This window comes from Pseudomonas sp. NFR09 (genome assembly GCF_900111535.1).
Classification (GTDB): Bacteria; Pseudomonadota; Gammaproteobacteria; order Pseudomonadales; family Pseudomonadaceae; genus Aquipseudomonas; species Aquipseudomonas extremorientalis.
The window spans coordinates 118,321-133,427 of the sequence record NZ_FOIH01000017.1; the positions used below are offsets into that span (position 1 = coordinate 118,321).

At 54.2% G+C, this 15,107-nt stretch carries 15 protein-coding genes and 1 tRNA gene; 10 read left to right on the plus strand and 6 right to left on the minus strand.

Annotated elements, in window-relative coordinates; genetic code table 11:
• The first annotated feature begins 27 nt into the window (after positions 1-27).
• The 5 genes from BMX59_RS29110 to BMX59_RS29130 are packed head-to-tail and all read left to right on the plus strand — an operon-like array spanning position 28 to position 4,653.
• Positions 28-1,686 carry a methyl-accepting chemotaxis protein gene (locus tag BMX59_RS29110; protein WP_093128366.1) on the plus strand — a complete coding sequence of 553 codons (1,659 nt, stop codon included), beginning with the start codon at positions 28-30 and terminating at the stop codon, positions 1,684-1,686.
• A gap of 39 nt (positions 1,687-1,725) precedes the next feature.
• Entirely contained in the window at positions 1,726-2,265 is a 540-nt protein-coding gene (locus BMX59_RS29115) for a chemotaxis protein CheW (protein ID WP_058423387.1), read from the plus strand.
• 9 nt (positions 2,266-2,274) lie between these two features.
• Positions 2,275-3,084: a CheR family methyltransferase gene (locus tag BMX59_RS29120; protein ID WP_092249251.1), complete on the plus strand. Its 810-nt coding sequence runs from the start codon at positions 2,275-2,277 to the stop codon at positions 3,082-3,084.
• The gene (cheD, locus tag BMX59_RS29125; RefSeq protein WP_092249248.1) at positions 3,081-3,614 is read left to right on the plus strand and encodes a chemoreceptor glutamine deamidase CheD; all 534 of its coding nucleotides are present in this window, start codon (positions 3,081-3,083) and stop codon (positions 3,612-3,614) included. The genes BMX59_RS29120 and cheD overlap by 4 nt, the downstream gene beginning before the upstream one ends.
• Positions 3,577-4,653 carry a protein-glutamate methylesterase/protein-glutamine glutaminase gene (locus BMX59_RS29130; protein WP_093128371.1) on the plus strand — a complete coding sequence of 359 codons (1,077 nt, stop codon included), beginning with the start codon at positions 3,577-3,579 and terminating at the stop codon, positions 4,651-4,653. Before cheD ends, BMX59_RS29130 begins: the two co-directional genes overlap by 38 nt.
• 221 nt (positions 4,654-4,874) lie before the next feature.
• Here BMX59_RS29130 and BMX59_RS30360 read toward each other — a convergent pair whose 3' ends face one another.
• The 5 genes from BMX59_RS30360 to BMX59_RS29160 form a co-directional block, all read right to left on the minus strand.
• Positions 4,875-5,522: a hypothetical protein gene (locus BMX59_RS30360; protein ID WP_139212943.1), complete on the minus strand. Its 648-nt coding sequence runs from the start codon at positions 5,520-5,522 to the stop codon at positions 4,875-4,877.
• 864 nt (positions 5,523-6,386) lie between these two features.
• Positions 6,387-6,950 carry a hypothetical protein gene (locus tag BMX59_RS29145; RefSeq protein WP_256573012.1) on the minus strand — a complete coding sequence of 188 codons (564 nt, stop codon included), beginning with the start codon at positions 6,948-6,950 and terminating at the stop codon, positions 6,387-6,389.
• Positions 6,951-7,345: 395 nt separating this feature from the next.
• On the minus strand, positions 7,346-8,617 hold the full coding sequence (locus BMX59_RS29150) for a hypothetical protein (protein WP_093128382.1): 1,272 nt from the start codon (positions 8,615-8,617) through the stop codon (positions 7,346-7,348).
• Between the two features lie 81 nt (positions 8,618-8,698).
• Entirely contained in the window at positions 8,699-9,361 is a 663-nt protein-coding gene (locus BMX59_RS29155; protein WP_093128385.1) for a Cap15 family cyclic dinucleotide receptor domain-containing protein, read from the minus strand.
• The gene (locus BMX59_RS29160) at positions 9,361-10,236 is read right to left on the minus strand and encodes a nucleotidyltransferase domain-containing protein (RefSeq protein ID WP_093128388.1); all 876 of its coding nucleotides are present in this window, start codon (positions 10,234-10,236) and stop codon (positions 9,361-9,363) included. The genes BMX59_RS29155 and BMX59_RS29160 overlap by 1 nt, the downstream gene beginning before the upstream one ends.
• A 308-nt stretch (positions 10,237-10,544) precedes the next feature.
• On the opposite strand from BMX59_RS29160, the gene BMX59_RS29165 reads away from it, so the two are divergent.
• Positions 10,545-11,639 carry a VPA1262 family N-terminal domain-containing protein gene (locus BMX59_RS29165; protein ID WP_093128390.1) on the plus strand — a complete coding sequence of 365 codons (1,095 nt, stop codon included), beginning with the start codon at positions 10,545-10,547 and terminating at the stop codon, positions 11,637-11,639.
• Between the two features lie 238 nt (positions 11,640-11,877).
• On the plus strand, positions 11,878-12,186 hold the full coding sequence (locus tag BMX59_RS29170) for a DUF3077 domain-containing protein (protein WP_093128393.1): 309 nt from the start codon (positions 11,878-11,880) through the stop codon (positions 12,184-12,186).
• Positions 12,187-12,350: 164 nt separating this feature from the next.
• On the opposite strand, the gene BMX59_RS29175 is transcribed toward BMX59_RS29170, so the two are convergent.
• Positions 12,351-12,435 (minus strand) — tRNA-Leu (locus BMX59_RS29175).
• 108 nt (positions 12,436-12,543) lie between these two features.
• Between BMX59_RS29175 and queA the strand changes: the two genes are divergently transcribed.
• Genes queA through yajC form a run of 3 tightly spaced genes read left to right on the plus strand, consistent with a single transcriptional unit; the run spans position 12,544 to position 15,096 of the window.
• Positions 12,544-13,593 (plus strand): tRNA preQ1(34) S-adenosylmethionine ribosyltransferase-isomerase QueA, encoded by a 1,050-nt coding sequence (gene queA, locus BMX59_RS29180; RefSeq protein WP_093128396.1) that lies wholly within the window; start codon positions 12,544-12,546, stop codon positions 13,591-13,593.
• Between the two features lie 5 nt (positions 13,594-13,598).
• The gene (gene tgt, locus BMX59_RS29185; RefSeq protein ID WP_003175976.1) at positions 13,599-14,714 is read left to right on the plus strand and encodes a tRNA guanosine(34) transglycosylase Tgt; all 1,116 of its coding nucleotides are present in this window, start codon (positions 13,599-13,601) and stop codon (positions 14,712-14,714) included.
• A gap of 43 nt (positions 14,715-14,757) precedes the next feature.
• Positions 14,758-15,096, plus strand: a complete 339-nt coding sequence (gene yajC / locus BMX59_RS29190; RefSeq protein WP_003175975.1) for a preprotein translocase subunit YajC — start codon at positions 14,758-14,760, stop codon at positions 15,094-15,096.
• Positions 15,097-15,107: the final 11 nt, after the last annotated feature.

A 15,107-nucleotide genomic window follows, 5' to 3' on the forward strand; every position in this document is an offset into this window, starting at 1 on the left:
TCTTTGCAATTCCATGGAGGTTCCCCGATGAAATGGTTCTACGATCTTAAAATTTCCACCAAGCTGATCAGCTCGTTCCTGGTGGTCCTGGCCCTCACCGGGGCCATGGGCGCCTTCGCTATCCTTCAGCTCGGTGCCGTCAACCAGGCCGCCCAGGACATCAAGGGCAACTGGATGCCCTCCATGCGTGCCGCCGCAGGCATGCGTTTTTTTGCCGCCAACTATCGCTTGAAAGAAAACCGCCACATCGGTACCGAGATTCCCGAAGAAAAGGCCCAGGCCGAACGCGAAGCCGCCGAGGCGCGCCAGCAGTTCGAAACCCGCATGCAGACCTACGAGCAATTGCTGTCGAACGATGAAGATCGTCAACTCCTGCTTAGCGTGAAAAGCGCATGGGACGCCTACATTGCGAGCAGCAAGCAGGTCCTGGAGTTTTCCCGTCAGAACCAGGAAGCCCAGGCGCGCAGTTTGCTCCGGGGTGAATCCAAAGGGCATTTCGATGAGGTGACCAGCCGCCTGCAGAAAATGGTCGAGCTCAATGACGCCGGCGCCACTGCCGCGGGTGACAAGGGCTCGGCGCTGTATGAAAGCTCGCGCGTGTCGATCATCGCGGTACTGGCCGCATCCCTGCTGATCGGTCTGGGCCTGGCGATATTCATCGCGCGGATCATTTCCCGGCCGTTGCGCCAGGCGGCGAGCGCCGCCGAGCAATTGGCCGAAGGCAACCTTAATGCGCACATCGAGCCAGGTGGCAAAGATGAAACCGGCATGGTGCTCAACGCCATGCGCAACATGGTCGGCAAGCTGGCCCATATCATCGGCGAAGTGCGTAACGCCTCCGATAACCTCGCCAGCGCCTCCGAACAAGTCAGCGCCACCGCGCAATCGATGAGCCAGGCCACCAGTGAACAGGCCGCCAGTGTCGAGGAAACCAGTGCGTCGGTCGAACAGATGAGCGCCAGCATCAACCAGAACACCGAAAACGCCAAGGTCACGGATGGCATGGCCAGCAAAGCGGCCAAGGAAGCCACCGAGGGCGGCGAATCGGTACAGCAGACGGTGGTGGCGATGAAGAAAATCGCCCAGCGCATCAGCATCATCGATGATATCGCTTACCAGACCAATCTGCTCGCGCTCAATGCCGCCATCGAGGCCGCCCGGGCCGGCGAGCACGGCAAGGGGTTCGCCGTGGTGGCCGCCGAAGTGCGCAAGCTGGCCGAACGCAGCCAGGTCGCCGCCCAGGAAATCGGCGAACTTTCTTCCAGCAGCGTGGAGATGGCCGAGAAAGCCGGCAAGTTGCTCGACGAAATGGTGCCTTCCATCAACAAGACGTCCGACCTGGTGCAGGAAATCAGCGCGGCGTCCGAAGAACAGGCCGCCGGTGTCGCGCAGATCAACACGGCGATGACCCAGCTCAACCAAGTGACCCAGCAAAACGCCTCAAGCAGTGAGGAACTGGCGGCCACGGCCGAAGAAATGAGCAGCCAGGCCGAGCAACTGCAACAGGCCATGAGTTTCTTCGTGCTGGATTCAGCGTCCAAGGCTGCGGTGCAAAGCACCGGCGTGGACAGCTCCGGCAGCACGCCCAACCGTCAACCGCCGCGCACTAAACCAACGCCGCCGCGCAAGGCGTTCGCCTACACCATGGCCAGTGCCCCGGACGAATCGGATTTCACCCGCTTCTGATCGCACGATCGATGCGGGCCTACAAGGGAGAGTAGTGACATGGGCGCAGTAATGACGACTCGGCAGACCGCGGTGGCGGTCGATGAGGATGCGCAGTACCTGACCTTCATGCTGGGCGGCGAAATGTTCGCCATCGGCATCCTGGGGATCAAGGAAATTATCGAATACGGCAGCCTGACCGTGGTGCCGATGATGCCCGCTTTCGTGCGCGGGGTGATCAACCTGCGCGGCGCAGTGGTGCCGGTGGTGGACTTGTCGGCGCGCTTTGGGCGGGCCAACTCGGCGATCACCCGGCGTTCCTGCGTGATCATCATCGAGGCGAGTACCGAGGACGGTCAGCCACAGGACATCGGGCTGCTGGTCGATACGGTATCTGCCGTGCAGGAGATCCCGGCCACGCAGATCGAACCGCCACCGAGTTTCGGTGCGCGCATTCGCGCCGATTTCATCAGTGGCATGGCCAAGGTCGAGGGCAAATTCGTGATCGTGCTGGAAGTGGACAAGGTGCTGTCCATCGACGAGATGTCCAGCCTGGCCGAGGCCGGCCAGGCGCCGGCCCCTGACCTCGACCTGCGTTGAGGCTCGATCATGTCAGACACCGTCTCCATCGACGATCATGAATTCGGTCAGTTCCAGACCTGGCTGTACCGGGCGGCCGGCATCAACCTGTCGCCCGCCAAGAAAGCCCTGGTGGCCGGGCGCCTGTTCAAGCGCCTCAAGCACTATGAGCTGCAGAGCTATGGTGAGTATTTCAAGCTGATCATGAATGACCAGCGCAAGGGCGAACTGCAGGTTGCGCTGGACTTGCTGACCACCAACGAAACCTATTTTTTTCGCGAGCCCAAGCACTTCGACTTCCTGCGTCAGCACGTGCTGCCCCAGGCCGCGCCGGGCCGGATGTTTCGCGTGTGGAGCGCGGCCAGTTCCACCGGCGAAGAGCCCTACAGCCTGGCGATGACCCTGGCCGAAAGCCTCGGCACCACGCCCTGGGAAGTGATCGGCTCGGACATCAGCTCCCAGGTACTGGCCAAGGCGCGCACGGGGCATTACTCAATGGAACGCATCGAGACATTGCCCCAGCCGCTGCTGGTCAAGTACTGCCTCAAGGGCATGGGGCGTCAGGAGGGCACCGTCCTGATCGACAAGACCTTGCGCAACCGCGTCAATTTTATCCAGGTCAACCTTAACGAAGCGCTGCCGGCGCTGGGGGAGTTCGAGGTGATTTTCCTGCGCAACGTGATGATTTATTTCGATCAGCAGACCAAGAGCCAGGTGGTCGCGCGTCTGTTGCCGCTGCTTAAGCGTGGTGGTTATTTGATCATCAGTCACTCCGAAAGCCTCCACGGCGTCAATGACACCTTGAAGCTGGTGGCGCCGTCGATTTACCGCAAGCCATGAAAAAGCCTGTGGGTACGACCGAAGTGGTATTGGCGCCTGGCCAAGTCAGTTTTGCAACGCGGCCGACGCGCCTGCGGACCTTGCTCGGCTCCTGCGTGGCGATCACCTTTTGGCATCCGCAGCGGCTGATCGGCGGCATGTGTCACTTCATGCTGCCGGGGCGCCTGCGCAACCATCAGCCCCTCGATGGCCGGTATGCCGACGAAGCCCTGGAACTGCTGCTGCGTCACGCGCAAATCAATGGCACGCATGTACGGGATTACCAGGTCAAGCTGTTCGGCGGCGGCGAGATGTTTCCTGATCTGCAACGTCGTCTGCCGACGCAGGACGTCGCCAGCCTGAATATTCGCGCGGCGCTGGCCCTGGCCGAGCGTCATCACCTGCACCTGACCGCCCAGGACATGGGCAGTACCGGTTACCGCACGATCATGTTCGACCTGTGGAACGGCAACGTCTGGGTTCGGCACCAACCAATGGGAATACTTCAAGAAGATGCCTACCAAAAAAATCAGTGTGCTGCTGGTCGATGATTCGGCCGTGGTGCGCCAGGTACTGCTGGCGATTCTCAGCGATACGCCGGATATCCACGTCATGGGGGCGGCTTCCGACCCGATTTTCGCCATGGACAAACTGGCGCGGGAATGGCCGGACGTGATCGTGCTGGACGTCGAAATGCCGCGCATGGACGGCATCACGTTTCTCAAGAAAATCATGAGCGAGCGGCCAACGCCGGTGGTGATCTGCTCCTCGCTGACCCAGAAAGGCGCGGAAACCTCCCTGCAGGCGCTGTCGGCGGGCGCTGTGGAAATCATCACCAAGCCCTCAACCGGCCTGAAGAGTTTCCTGATTGAATCGGCGGCCGAGTTAGTGGCCGCGATCCGGGCCGCCGCAAACTCCAACGTCAGGAACCTGGGAAAACGCAGCGTCAGCCCGCCCTTGGTTCCAGCCAGCAAGCTCAGTGCCGATGCGATCCTGCCCGCCGCCAATGGCCATGCCATGGCCCAGACCACCGAGCGTATCGTCGCCATCGGCACCTCCACCGGCGGCACCCAAGCGCTGGAGGCCGTGCTGACGGCACTGCCGCGCGTGTGTCCGGGTATGGTGATCGTGCAGCACATGCCCGAGAAGTTCACCGCTTCGTTCGCCGAGCGCCTCAACAGCGTGTGCGAAATCGAAGTGCGCGAAGCGCGCAACAACGACCGTATCCTGCCTGGCCTGGCCCTGATCGCACCCGGCGGTAAGCACCTGATGGTCAACCGCAGCGGCGCCTATTACCACGCTCAGGTGATCGATGGACCGCTGGTCAACCGCCATCGCCCCTCCGTGGATGTGCTATTTCGCTCGGTGGCCCGCTACGCCGGCAGGAATGCCACCGGCATCATCATGACCGGCATGGGCGACGACGGCGCACGCGGGCTCAAGGAAATGCTCGAGGCCGGGGCCGCGACCGTCGCCCAGGACGAAGCCAGTTGCGTGGTGTTCGGCATGCCCAAGGAAGCCATCAAGCTCAACGCCGCTCAGCGCATCATGGCGCTGGAGGATATTTATCGGGCGATCCTGCATAAGTGAGGGGGGAGGGGGCGGTTGTGTAGTTGTTGCGTCGACAAACCACTTTTCTGCAGGCAAAAAAAAAGACCTTGAATTTCAAGGTCTTTTTTTAAGATGGTGCCCGAGGGAGACTCGAGTGCTCCATATAGGCTGGGGCTTGCAGAGCTATTTTAAGCATTGGGATACAAGTAGGGATACATAATTCTGATCGCTAGCTGATTAGCCCAGGTTTAGTCACGTGTTCAGTAGGGCTCAGGATGAATCAGAATTGGTTTTCCGTAATGTACGTTTTCCCTTCTCATAGCTTCAGTGGTATGCGATCCACAGTAGTCGCAGCAGAGTTGGTGTTCGACCTGCCGTGTCCGGGGATCTGTAAATGGAATCAGATAAATACTGCCAGCCGTATGCCCACAATCACAGTCATTACTTTGAAGAGCAGGGGCCAGACGCTCCCAAGATTTGGGAAAATATTGACGAATCAAAAGATAAAAATCAGGGCTTCCTACGAGTGTCGATTCGATTTCGCGATCAGTGAAAACCTTGAGCCCAGCACCAGTATTCGCTTGAACGCGTTCAAAGGACTGTAGCAATCCCGAGGTGAGCGGTCGGTTGTAGATGAACATGAATCCATTGCATTGAAATTCTCTGAGTCGGTGATCCTTAGCCTCATCATCACTACTGCCAATGGTCCCACTGCCACGGTGTTTACAGCTCACCAGCCAGCGATATTTACCACCAAAGCGCACATTCTCGGATGCGATGAAATCCCTACCGCCGTCTGGTCCTACCGCACATCGCGCCTCTATATCCAACCCCAGAATCTCTACGAAGGCCATAGCAAAGCACTCCCAGTCCTGATGGTAAGTCACTTCATTAAAGTCGATGAGCATCTTCTTTCCTTAGTCTAAGCGCGGGGTTTATAGAGATGATCCCATATGGCAGACCTGCTGGGGACCCTGGGATGAATGGGTTGAACGGGGTCGGAAACCCGCGAGATCTTGGTAGCGACAGTTCCCCGAGCTTACTGAAATTTCGACGTTGAAATTGAAAGGATATTGAAGAGAAAGGGGCATCGTTACCGCAACGGTAAAGGTGCGCCATTGTGTTGTTGTTAGCGAACGGTGGAGCCCCGTCAACCTTGGGGATGGTGGCAGCCACGTCAACCTGTCAACCAACGTAGAAAACTCAGTCGCTAACAAGATGCTGCGGGTTCTTTGCCCCGTGTCATTCCGAAATGCTCAGGGTCCCCGGCGACCTCCCAACATCTTGTGCAATTGCACTGGTGAACTGTGTGTTCACCCGGTTCACCTGTTCACTAAGCTGCGCACCTGTCCGCTAACACGATGTCGCGGGTTTCCGACCCCGTACTTGATGAACCGCTCCTGGGTCCCAGCCGATTTTGGTGCCGCAGTTTCCTATCCGTATTGGTTACGGCACCCACCTAGCCGCGACCGTTCGAGTTTGTATTAGTCGATACCAATCCAGTACTGCTTTCGCTGACGGCGCAATCACCTATGGGGCGTTGGGGGGGGGGCGAAACGACGTGTTACAAGTGTTGCAGGTGATGCGAATATCAATATCTTATTGAATTTATTAGATTTTATTTGGCGTTACACCCCGCCGACTCTTCTGGTTGATGGGGTGTAACAAGCCTTTAGGTGTTGCAGCAGCGTTTAAATCGGTGGTCGCATTAGGCCAAAACCAACAACTCATGATGACAAACAAACCATCTGGCTTCCGCCCTGAACACTCTGCTAACCATGAGGGTCGCTGACGGTTGCAAAGAACTCTCGAGTGTTAGGTGGCATCTCACCAATCGCTTCCAGCATGTTCATTAGTTGATAGGCTTTGTCGGCGTAATATACAAGAACAGGTGCAAATCCTTTTGCCTTGTACTTTGAGTAGTGTTCCAGGAACTCTCGCAGCTTGTTCACCAGGTATTTAATTTCACGGACAGGGGCTTCCACAACCGAACCAGGAGAGTTTGCATAATGCAGGAATTGCGTGAAAGCGGGAGAGCTCCCTCCTTGCATCTCAATTCGATCAGCCTCCGCAACCATCTGAGAGATAGTGATTACCTGAGGCGCATTCGGAGGGGATATTACCTCCAGCAGCAGAGTGGAAAGCCTCTGGTCGATGTCGCGAATAACGTGCAGGAACTCCTCACCCAGCCTTTCGGAGCTGAATGTCTCTAGTTCTTTGCGTGCAATCTCGGTTTGTTCCGCGAGCTGTTTTGACGCGGTCCGAGATTCCCGCTGCTGCACGCTTATTGACCAAAGAGCAGACAAGAACGCAGCAAGCGCAAACAACGGATTCAAGACCCCTCCGAAATAGTCGCCAAACTGCCCCCAGGTCGCGGGGTCAGTAGAGCGAGTTGTCCCGAATGCGAGGATGTAGATAATGCAAACTATTCCAATCGCGGAGAGGGCGGCGATTGCGGCGACAGCGAGAGCTCGTAGATTCATGGAGATGACATTTGACGTGAGTGGCCCGCAACTTTAGCTCACCGCACGTTGGATAGGCGAATATTCTCCGCATTTGGTAAACACTACCGAATGAGTTATTTTGTCCGATTATTGCCTGTCGCGAGGGGCAGAAATCGAACTATACCTGTATATGGCAGGCGTAAAAATTCGCCAAACAATGAAGGCTTGTAGAGGTAAAAAATCCTTCTTCATTATTGATCAATACGTAATTGAGGAGGGCGTGTATATTAATTTGTCCATCTATATCCTGCGGAGTGCGCAACTAGTTTGAATAATATAATAAGACAAGTCTTATAATCGTTGAGGAGTTTTTCGTTTTCTTTTGGGGAATCATCCAACAGATCAAAGTGCGTGATCTTATTTCGTAGTGACTCCCATCTTTGTATCTGTTTTGATGATATGTTGTGAGGTTGTGCGAAAAGCTTTAAAGATTTTTTAATTGTGGGTTTAGACTCTCTTATTCGATCAAGGTGTTTAAGGATTGACTCGATTATCCAGCCCTCTGACTCTATAGTATTGATGGTTTCTCCAATTTTTATAAGCTTTTGGTCAATATCAGCACTGACTGGGGTAGCCTCAGTGAAGCGGTATTTAACAATTCCTTCAATCGCCGTACACAGTGCCAATGAAGAAATTTCAATGCTGGCACCGGATCCAAGATATGCACGATGCCAAGCGGCGTAAGTTGCTCCATATGGCGTATTAATTTCTGATAGGTAACATTCTAAAAATAGTTTGAAGTTGTCAATATTGAAAGCGGAAAGCTCGTCTAGTATCGACGGAAGCCGATTTTCATCGGCTTCACCGTGAGAAACCTTTAAATTGAAGTGTTTTTCGTCCTGCCAAGACATCAGCAAAGGGACTATCACTCTACCACTACATATCGAAATTGCTTCAAGCAAGATATCTATTTGAGATCGATCGATCTCACCGTTCTTATGTAATGCGATCTTGGTGTGTGATATGAGCTTTGTTATTTTTATCGAAAAATCAGAAGCTGTAAAGTTCACGCCCCACTCAAAACTGTTTCCCTCCCGTCCTTCTATTTTAAGCGGCAGGTCTCCGTTGTGTGTCGTTATAATTTCAACTCGCGATCCACCAATGTCATCGGCGTTATCGTTTGGGGTTTTCAAAATAAACGTGTCGATCTCAGCGGTTACTGTTGAATTTGACTCGTCGTTGACTATGTCTGTAATAAATATTTCGCAAACATCCCACCATCGCCCTATTTGGTCTTTGGCTTTCATTCTGCACGTGAGTTCCTCAGATATTACTTGGCCCTCCCGGAGTTTTCGAATTACTTCTGTTCTTTCTTTCTCAAAAAGTAAGTTTGGGGAGGTAAAAATCGTTATCGTCAGGCGGGAGTCGACTCCCCTGCTAATTACCCCCGTTCCCCGATACGCAATTTCTTGTGAAGAGGAGATGCCATAAATTTCAATCTCGGAAAATTGCAAGTGGTAGTTGTTTTTTGCTAAAAATTTATATTCGTCGATTAGCATGTTATCCCTATCAGGCACTCCGTAGCGAGTAACATAAACATTGACTTGGAATGTGGCTGAAATTACGATTGTATCGCTTCGTTAGCGTCGGTTTTCATTTTCTGTTACGGGATGCTCGCCCAAGTCTTCTGGAAGCTCATCTAAAAGTTCTTTCGAGTGATATTTGAGAATTATTTCACCTTTTGTTAGTCTTTCCGTCCAATACCTACCCACTAGCTTTTGCTTTGGATTCTCAATGATTTGGAATACTGCTGCTCCGTCATGGGGAATACTCCGCTCGTTCAAACTTAGTCTGGGTCTGCTAGTGAAGGTGTACGCTACATTTTTAATCTGTCGGTCAGGGTCAATAAGAAACCCCTCAGAATATGAAGAACTTTCCATTTCACTTGTACGCATCATGCAGCTTATGTGGAAGAACGACTGATTCACAGTCAGCAAAACGGGTATGGGTGGTGGTTTTTCACCCGTCTCTGGATTTCTCCAGTCTGAATAAATAAAGCCCACCCAGCTTCCGTTTAAATCCGGAAATGGAACAAGCCATCCTCTAAATACTTTGAGTTTCCATCCCCATTTTACAAACACTGCTATTACCAAAAGATCGACGCTCACAACTTTTGGAATAAGCCCGAAAAAGTCTAGCACCTTTGATAGATTCAGTCCGCTAAAGTAAGCGATCGAAAACCACGCGATTGCTGAGGTTCCCAGTAGCAGATACAGCGAGTTTTTCAATGTCACATTGCGCATTATTTGAACCCGAAATAGTTCCAAGCTGCTTTTGAGAACTCGCGTCCATCTTCACGAGTCCATTTTTGACCTGAATGGAAAAGGTAGAAACATTCATTCACTTCCACCCAGCGTCCGGAGTCCGGTTCATCCCCTTGAAGATTATCCCAGATATGAAAAAGCATAGATCTGAGGCATTCCGTCCATGTTGAGTGAGAAAATACAGCGTCTGGACAGTTATAGGCTAGGCATTCCATGAAGAAGGATGGTAATTCGCGAAATATACGATCTTCTGCCATCGCGTTTTCAATTCGCTTTAAAAGTCTTGCCCCTTTTTTATAGGAGCCTCCAGTGCGTTTGTTCTTAGCAATGCCGTTTTCCATCTGCTGAGCTGGATAATTAACAATGCTGCTACCATCCGTCTTAAATATTCTAGTCCCATCTCTTGTTTCATGACTCAGGTGATATTGATAGCTAAAGCATGGGACGACATCAGCATCCACGCGCGATGAGTTAGAATTTATTTTTATTGCGGTAGTTCCCGTCGAGTCTACTTGGCCGGGAAACTTTGCCATCATGGCTGAAAGAAGCTCTGCTCTCAGGTTTGCAGGCGTCCAAATTCCCACATATGGTTCGCCTGGCGTGTAATTCCCTTTTTCAGACTCCTCCCAATATAGAACCTCAGTACACTCCACGGCTATATCTACATCACTATCTGAACGCACATTTGTGTTGTTAGCGTAAGAACCTTTCGCATAAACCTTCAACGAACAATTGTTGAAAGGTTCGTGTGCACCTATCGCTTGGCGAATCATTCGCTCCGTTCTATCCTGCTTATCTTGCTCGGTATCACTAGAGGGACCAGTCCATCCGGACAATTTATTTTCTAGGCTCATTGCTTATCCTTTGAAACCGTTAAATGCGTCGTATAACGTTCCTTGTACTTTCGTAATCTCTTGAGCCAATTGAGTCGCAGGTTAAAGGCGAGACAAGGGCATCTGAGAAAAGCGACAAGACTTGCAGGTAGGTTACGAAGTCGTTGGCTGTGTGTCTATGGTCAGCCATAGGTTAATCTCCCCATAAAAATCGGCCGCTTTACTCGATTGCCGCCTGTAGTGAAGGGCTTATAACAACCCATCGGTGCCCGTCCAGGGTGGACCTCGCTAGTGAGAGCCTGCATCGAAAAACGTTCTGAGAGGTAAAAATGACAACCGAATTAAAGGACTTGATGAAGGACGCTAGGCTTGCACGGTTGTTTTTCATGCCCGGGCGGGCGTGGGCTTTACAAATTTGGATTGCGCAAATTCAAACCGACGATGGCCTGGAGAATCGATTTGTCTACGGTCGACTTCTTCCATATAGCTTTTCCTTAGGAGGGTGGAGTGCGTCCAGCGACGATAAGTTTGAAGCTGTTGGTGACTGGCGCGCGCAGGTGATTCGCGCCATTCTCTACATTGATAGCGATCATGCAGGTGAGCTGCTGGGCAAGCTTTCAAAAGGAGACAACATCAAGGAAATCAGTCGCTCGCTCGACCTCAAGCTGTCGGATTCGCTTGAGATGCGTATCGGGACTTTCAGCTTTAGCGATAGCTACGTATGCAGGCCAGCGGCGCTGCTTTTGAATCGCGATGCGCATGAGCATCTTGGTCCACAAAGCCCTCACGGTAGTGCTTCCGCTTTTAGCGCCGCAATTACCACTGTCGACAAGGAACAACTTTTCACAACCGCGCGAGGCCTTGACCAAGAAATGGCGCGCTTCCTTGTTAAACGGATGAACGCTGACACCGGTTTGGATTTTTCTAGCAAGGATGCCGCACGATTTGGCGATTTGGAATTGCTAGTGTTCCCGACCCTAGACGACCACGAGAGAGAGCTCTTGGATGTGTCGTGGGCAGATGGACGCAAGGCACTAGTGGTCAAACTAAATCTGACGCAACTGCCGAGCTTTTCGAAGTTCTTCGTCCACGCCCAAATAATGAACGATGCACAGCGCATATTTTCGAGCATTGCGTCGGTCGATAAAGGAGCAACGGATGTCATCGAGTGTACGTTTGAATTGCCGGATGGTTATTGGGATATTGCCGATTCGGTGGAAATCGAAATACATGGATTGAAGGACGGAGCCTTTGCAGCCACGTCGTGCTGCACCTTCCAGACTGGCCGCCGGAAATCTCTCGCCACAGATACTAACTTTCATCTCCAGGCGCTCCTGAGCTACTTTTTCTCCGTCGCTTCCAACCCAGCGACCGGACTTGAGAATCCGAGAAACAATAGGCGCATAGGCGCCACCATCCATTAGACTGTTGGCGCTTTTTTGTGCCCGCATGTCTGTGTCATGGTGGCTATGCGTGGGAGACCTTCGGGTCTGCCGGGTTCCTATTGTCCCGGTTTCTCAGCCCGCGCATAGCTGCCACCCATTCGCATGAGAAACGAACGTGGTAGCTCTCTACATTAGGAGCTTGAGCAATGAGCGTTTCTGATAGGTCGTACCCTCGTAATCCCGCAACCCACACCTCCGCCCACTTGGGAGGTGCACAATGATCAACCCACCCCTCAACAAAACCCTCGGCGTCATCACCTTTTCCATCTGCGGCAAACAACCCAGCCTCCACCACCTATTCCGCGTCAATTCCGGCGTACCGATTCGCGATGCCCTTGAGCATGCCTCCGAGCTTCTCCATTGTTCAAAAATGCTGGCATTGGATGCAGCCATGGACAAAGGCGCAGATCGCTATGCCTGGGCGGCGCATTATTTGGGGGAGATGGCGAAGGCGGTGGTGGATGATTTGGCGAATGGGATGTTGCCGAATAGGGTGGCGGAGGAGGGGGATTCGGTTGAGGTATAGGCAGGTGGTTTGACGGTGTTGGGGCTGCCGCAATCGCAGGCAAGCCAGCTCCCACATTTGGACTGTGTTTCAGGTTGGAAGTGGGCGGTGGGGGGATGAATCCGCTGGTGCCACTTTTCTGCAGGCGAAAAAAAAGACCTTGAATTTCAAGGTCTTTTTTAAGATGGTGCCCCGAGGGAGACTCGAACTCCCACTCCTTTCGAAAACGGATTTTGAATCCGCCGCGTCTACCAATTCCGCCATCAGGGCTCAATGGCGGCGAAGTATAGAGAGGTGATTACCGTTGGTCAATCACGTTTCATGGTCAATTTTGACTATTTCCGCTAGACTTCCCGGCCCTGCTAGACGAACCCCATCATGCGCGTTGCTGACTTTACTTTTGAGCTCCCTGATTCGCTGATCGCTCGCCACCCTTTGGCCGAGCGTCGCGCCAGTCGACTGCTGACCCTGGACGGGGTGAGCGGTGCCCTCGCACACCGTCAATTCACTGATTTGCTTGAGCATTTGCGCCCAGGCGACTTGATGGTGTTCAACAATACCCGGGTGATTCCGGCGCGGCTGTTTGGCCAGAAAGCCTCTGGCGGCAAGCTGGAAATCCTGGTGGAGCGGGTGCTGGACAGCCATCGCGTGCTGGCCCATGTGCGCTCCAGCAAGTCGCCGAAACCGGGCTCTTCCATCCTCATTGATGGCGGTGGCGAAGCCGAGATGGTGGCGCGCCATGATGCGCTGTTCGAGCTCAAGTTCGCCGAAGAGGTGTTGCCGCTGCTGGAGCGTGTCGGCCATATGCCGTTGCCTCCTTATATAGACCGCCCCGACGAAGACTCGGACCGCGAGCGCTATCAGACGGTGTACTCCCAACGCCTGGGCGCCGTTGCCGCGCCGACCGCCGGGTTGCATTTCGACCAGCCGCTGCTGGATGCGATTGCGGCCAAGGGCGTCGAAACCGCCTATGTGACCCTGCACGTGGGGGCCGGGACGTTTCAGCCGGTGCGTGTGGATAAAATCGAAGACCACCATATGCACAGCGAATGGCTGGAAGTCAGCCAGGACGTCGTGGATGCCGTGGCTGCGTGCAAAGCGCGTGGCGGGCGGGTGATCGCGGTGGGCACCACCAGCGTGCGCTCCCTGGAGAGTGCGGCGCGTGATGGCGTGCTCAAGCCGTTCAGCGGCGACACCGATATCTTTATCTACCCAGGCCGGCCGTTCCATGTGGTCGATTGCCTGGTCACCAACTTCCATTTGCCGGAATCCACGCTGTTGATGCTGGTGTCGGCATTTGCCGGTTACCCCGAGACCATGGCCGCTTATCAAGCAGCCATCGACAATGGGTACCGTTTTTTCAGCTACGGTGATGCGATGTTTATCACCCGTAACCCGGCGCCACGCGGCCCAGAGGAACAACTATGAGTCGTATGTCGTTTGAATTGCTCGCCACCGACGGTAAAGCCCGTCGTGGTCGCCTGACTTTCCCGCGCGGCACCGTCGAGACCCCGGCCTTCATGCCCGTGGGCACCTACGGCACCGTCAAGGGCATGCTGCCGCGTGACATCGTTGCCACCGGCGCCGAGATCATCCTCGGCAACACCTTCCACCTGTGGCTGCGCCCGGGCACGGAAGTGATCAAGAAGCACGGCGACCTGCATGACTTCATGAAGTGGCAGGGCCCGATCCTGACCGACTCGGGTGGTTTCCAGGTGTTCAGCCTGGGCGCCATGCGCAAGATCAAGGAAGAGGGCGTGACCTTCGCCTCGCCGGTTGACGGTTCCAAAGTGTTCATGGGCCCGGAAGAGTCGATGCAGGTGCAGCGCGACCTGGGTTCCGACATCGTGATGATTTTCGACGAGTGCACGCCGTACCCGGCAGACGAAGATGTCGCGCGGATTTCCATGGAGTTGTCGCTGCGTTGGGCCCAGCGCTCGAAGAACGCCCATGGCGACAATACGGCGGCGCTGTTCGGGATCGTCCAGGGCGGCATGCATGAAAGCCTGCGCAAGCGCTCGCTGGAAGGCCTCGACAAGATCGGCTTTGACGGCCTGGCCATCGGCGGTCTGTCGGTGGGCGAGCCCAAGCACGAGATGATCAAGGTGCTGGATTACCTGCCGGGCCTGATGCCCGCTGACAAACCTCGTTACCTTATGGGCGTTGGCAAACCGGAAGATCTCGTAGAGGGTGTGCGCCGCGGTGTGGACATGTTCGATTGCGTGATGCCAACCCGTAATGCCCGCAATGGGCATCTGTTCATCGATACAGGCGTGCTGAAGATCCGTAACGCGTTCCATCGCCATGATGATTCGCCGCTGGATCCCACCTGTGACTGCTACACCTGCCAGAACTTCTCCCGTGCTTATCTGCACCATCTGGACAAGTGCGGGGAAATGCTGGGTAGCATGTTGAATACCATCCACAATTTGCGTCACTACCAAGTCCTGATGGCTGGTTTGCGCGAGGCTATTCAACAGGGTACATTGGCCGCCTTCGTCGATGCCTTCTATGCCAAGCGCGGGCTCCCTGTGCCGCCCTTGGACTGAGTTTTCCGACCCTAAGATTCACTATTTGCAACTGGAGTGCTAAATGAGCTTTTTTATCTCTAACGCCATGGCTGATGCCGCTGCGCCTGCCGCTGCCGGTCCTATGGGCGGTGGTTTCGAGTGGATTTTCCTGGTCGGCTTCCTGGTCATCTTCTACCTGATGATCTGGCGTCCACAGGCCAAGCGCGCCAAAGAGCAGAAAAACCTGCTCGGCAGCCTGCAAAAAGGCGACGAAGTGGTGACCACTGGCGGTATCGCCGGCAAGATCACCAAGGTTTCCGATGCTTTCGTGGTCCTGGAAGTCTCCGACACCGTAGAAATGAAGTTCCAGAAGGGCGCCATCGCCGCCACGCTGCCAAAAGGCACGCTCAAAGCGATCTGAGTAACAACCTT

Excerpts from the sequence above, each read along its gene's own strand:
- BMX59_RS29110 (WP_093128366.1), top strand. The coding sequence starts at position 28 with ATGAAATGGTTCTACGATCTTAAAATTTCCACCAAGCTGATCAGCTCG.
- BMX59_RS29115 (WP_058423387.1), top strand. The coding sequence starts at position 1,726 with ATGGGCGCAGTAATGACGACTCGGCAGACCGCGGTGGCGGTCGATGAG.
- BMX59_RS29120 (WP_092249251.1), top strand. The coding sequence starts at position 2,275 with ATGTCAGACACCGTCTCCATCGACGATCATGAATTCGGTCAGTTCCAG.
- cheD (WP_092249248.1), top strand. The coding sequence starts at position 3,081 with ATGAAAAAGCCTGTGGGTACGACCGAAGTGGTATTGGCGCCTGGCCAA.
- BMX59_RS29130 (WP_093128371.1), top strand. The coding sequence starts at position 3,577 with ATGCCTACCAAAAAAATCAGTGTGCTGCTGGTCGATGATTCGGCCGTG.
- BMX59_RS30360 (WP_139212943.1), bottom strand. The coding sequence starts at position 5,522 with ATGCTCATCGACTTTAATGAAGTGACTTACCATCAGGACTGGGAGTGC.
- BMX59_RS29150 (WP_093128382.1), bottom strand. The coding sequence starts at position 8,617 with ATGCTAATCGACGAATATAAATTTTTAGCAAAAAACAACTACCACTTG.
- BMX59_RS29155 (WP_093128385.1), bottom strand. The coding sequence starts at position 9,361 with ATGCGCAATGTGACATTGAAAAACTCGCTGTATCTGCTACTGGGAACC.
- BMX59_RS29160 (WP_093128388.1), bottom strand. The coding sequence starts at position 10,236 with ATGAGCCTAGAAAATAAATTGTCCGGATGGACTGGTCCCTCTAGTGAT.
- BMX59_RS29165 (WP_093128390.1), top strand. The coding sequence starts at position 10,545 with ATGACAACCGAATTAAAGGACTTGATGAAGGACGCTAGGCTTGCACGG.
- BMX59_RS29170 (WP_093128393.1), top strand. The coding sequence starts at position 11,878 with ATGATCAACCCACCCCTCAACAAAACCCTCGGCGTCATCACCTTTTCC.
- queA (WP_093128396.1), top strand. The coding sequence starts at position 12,544 with ATGCGCGTTGCTGACTTTACTTTTGAGCTCCCTGATTCGCTGATCGCT.
- tgt (WP_003175976.1), top strand. The coding sequence starts at position 13,599 with ATGTCGTTTGAATTGCTCGCCACCGACGGTAAAGCCCGTCGTGGTCGC.
- yajC (WP_003175975.1), top strand. The coding sequence starts at position 14,758 with ATGAGCTTTTTTATCTCTAACGCCATGGCTGATGCCGCTGCGCCTGCC.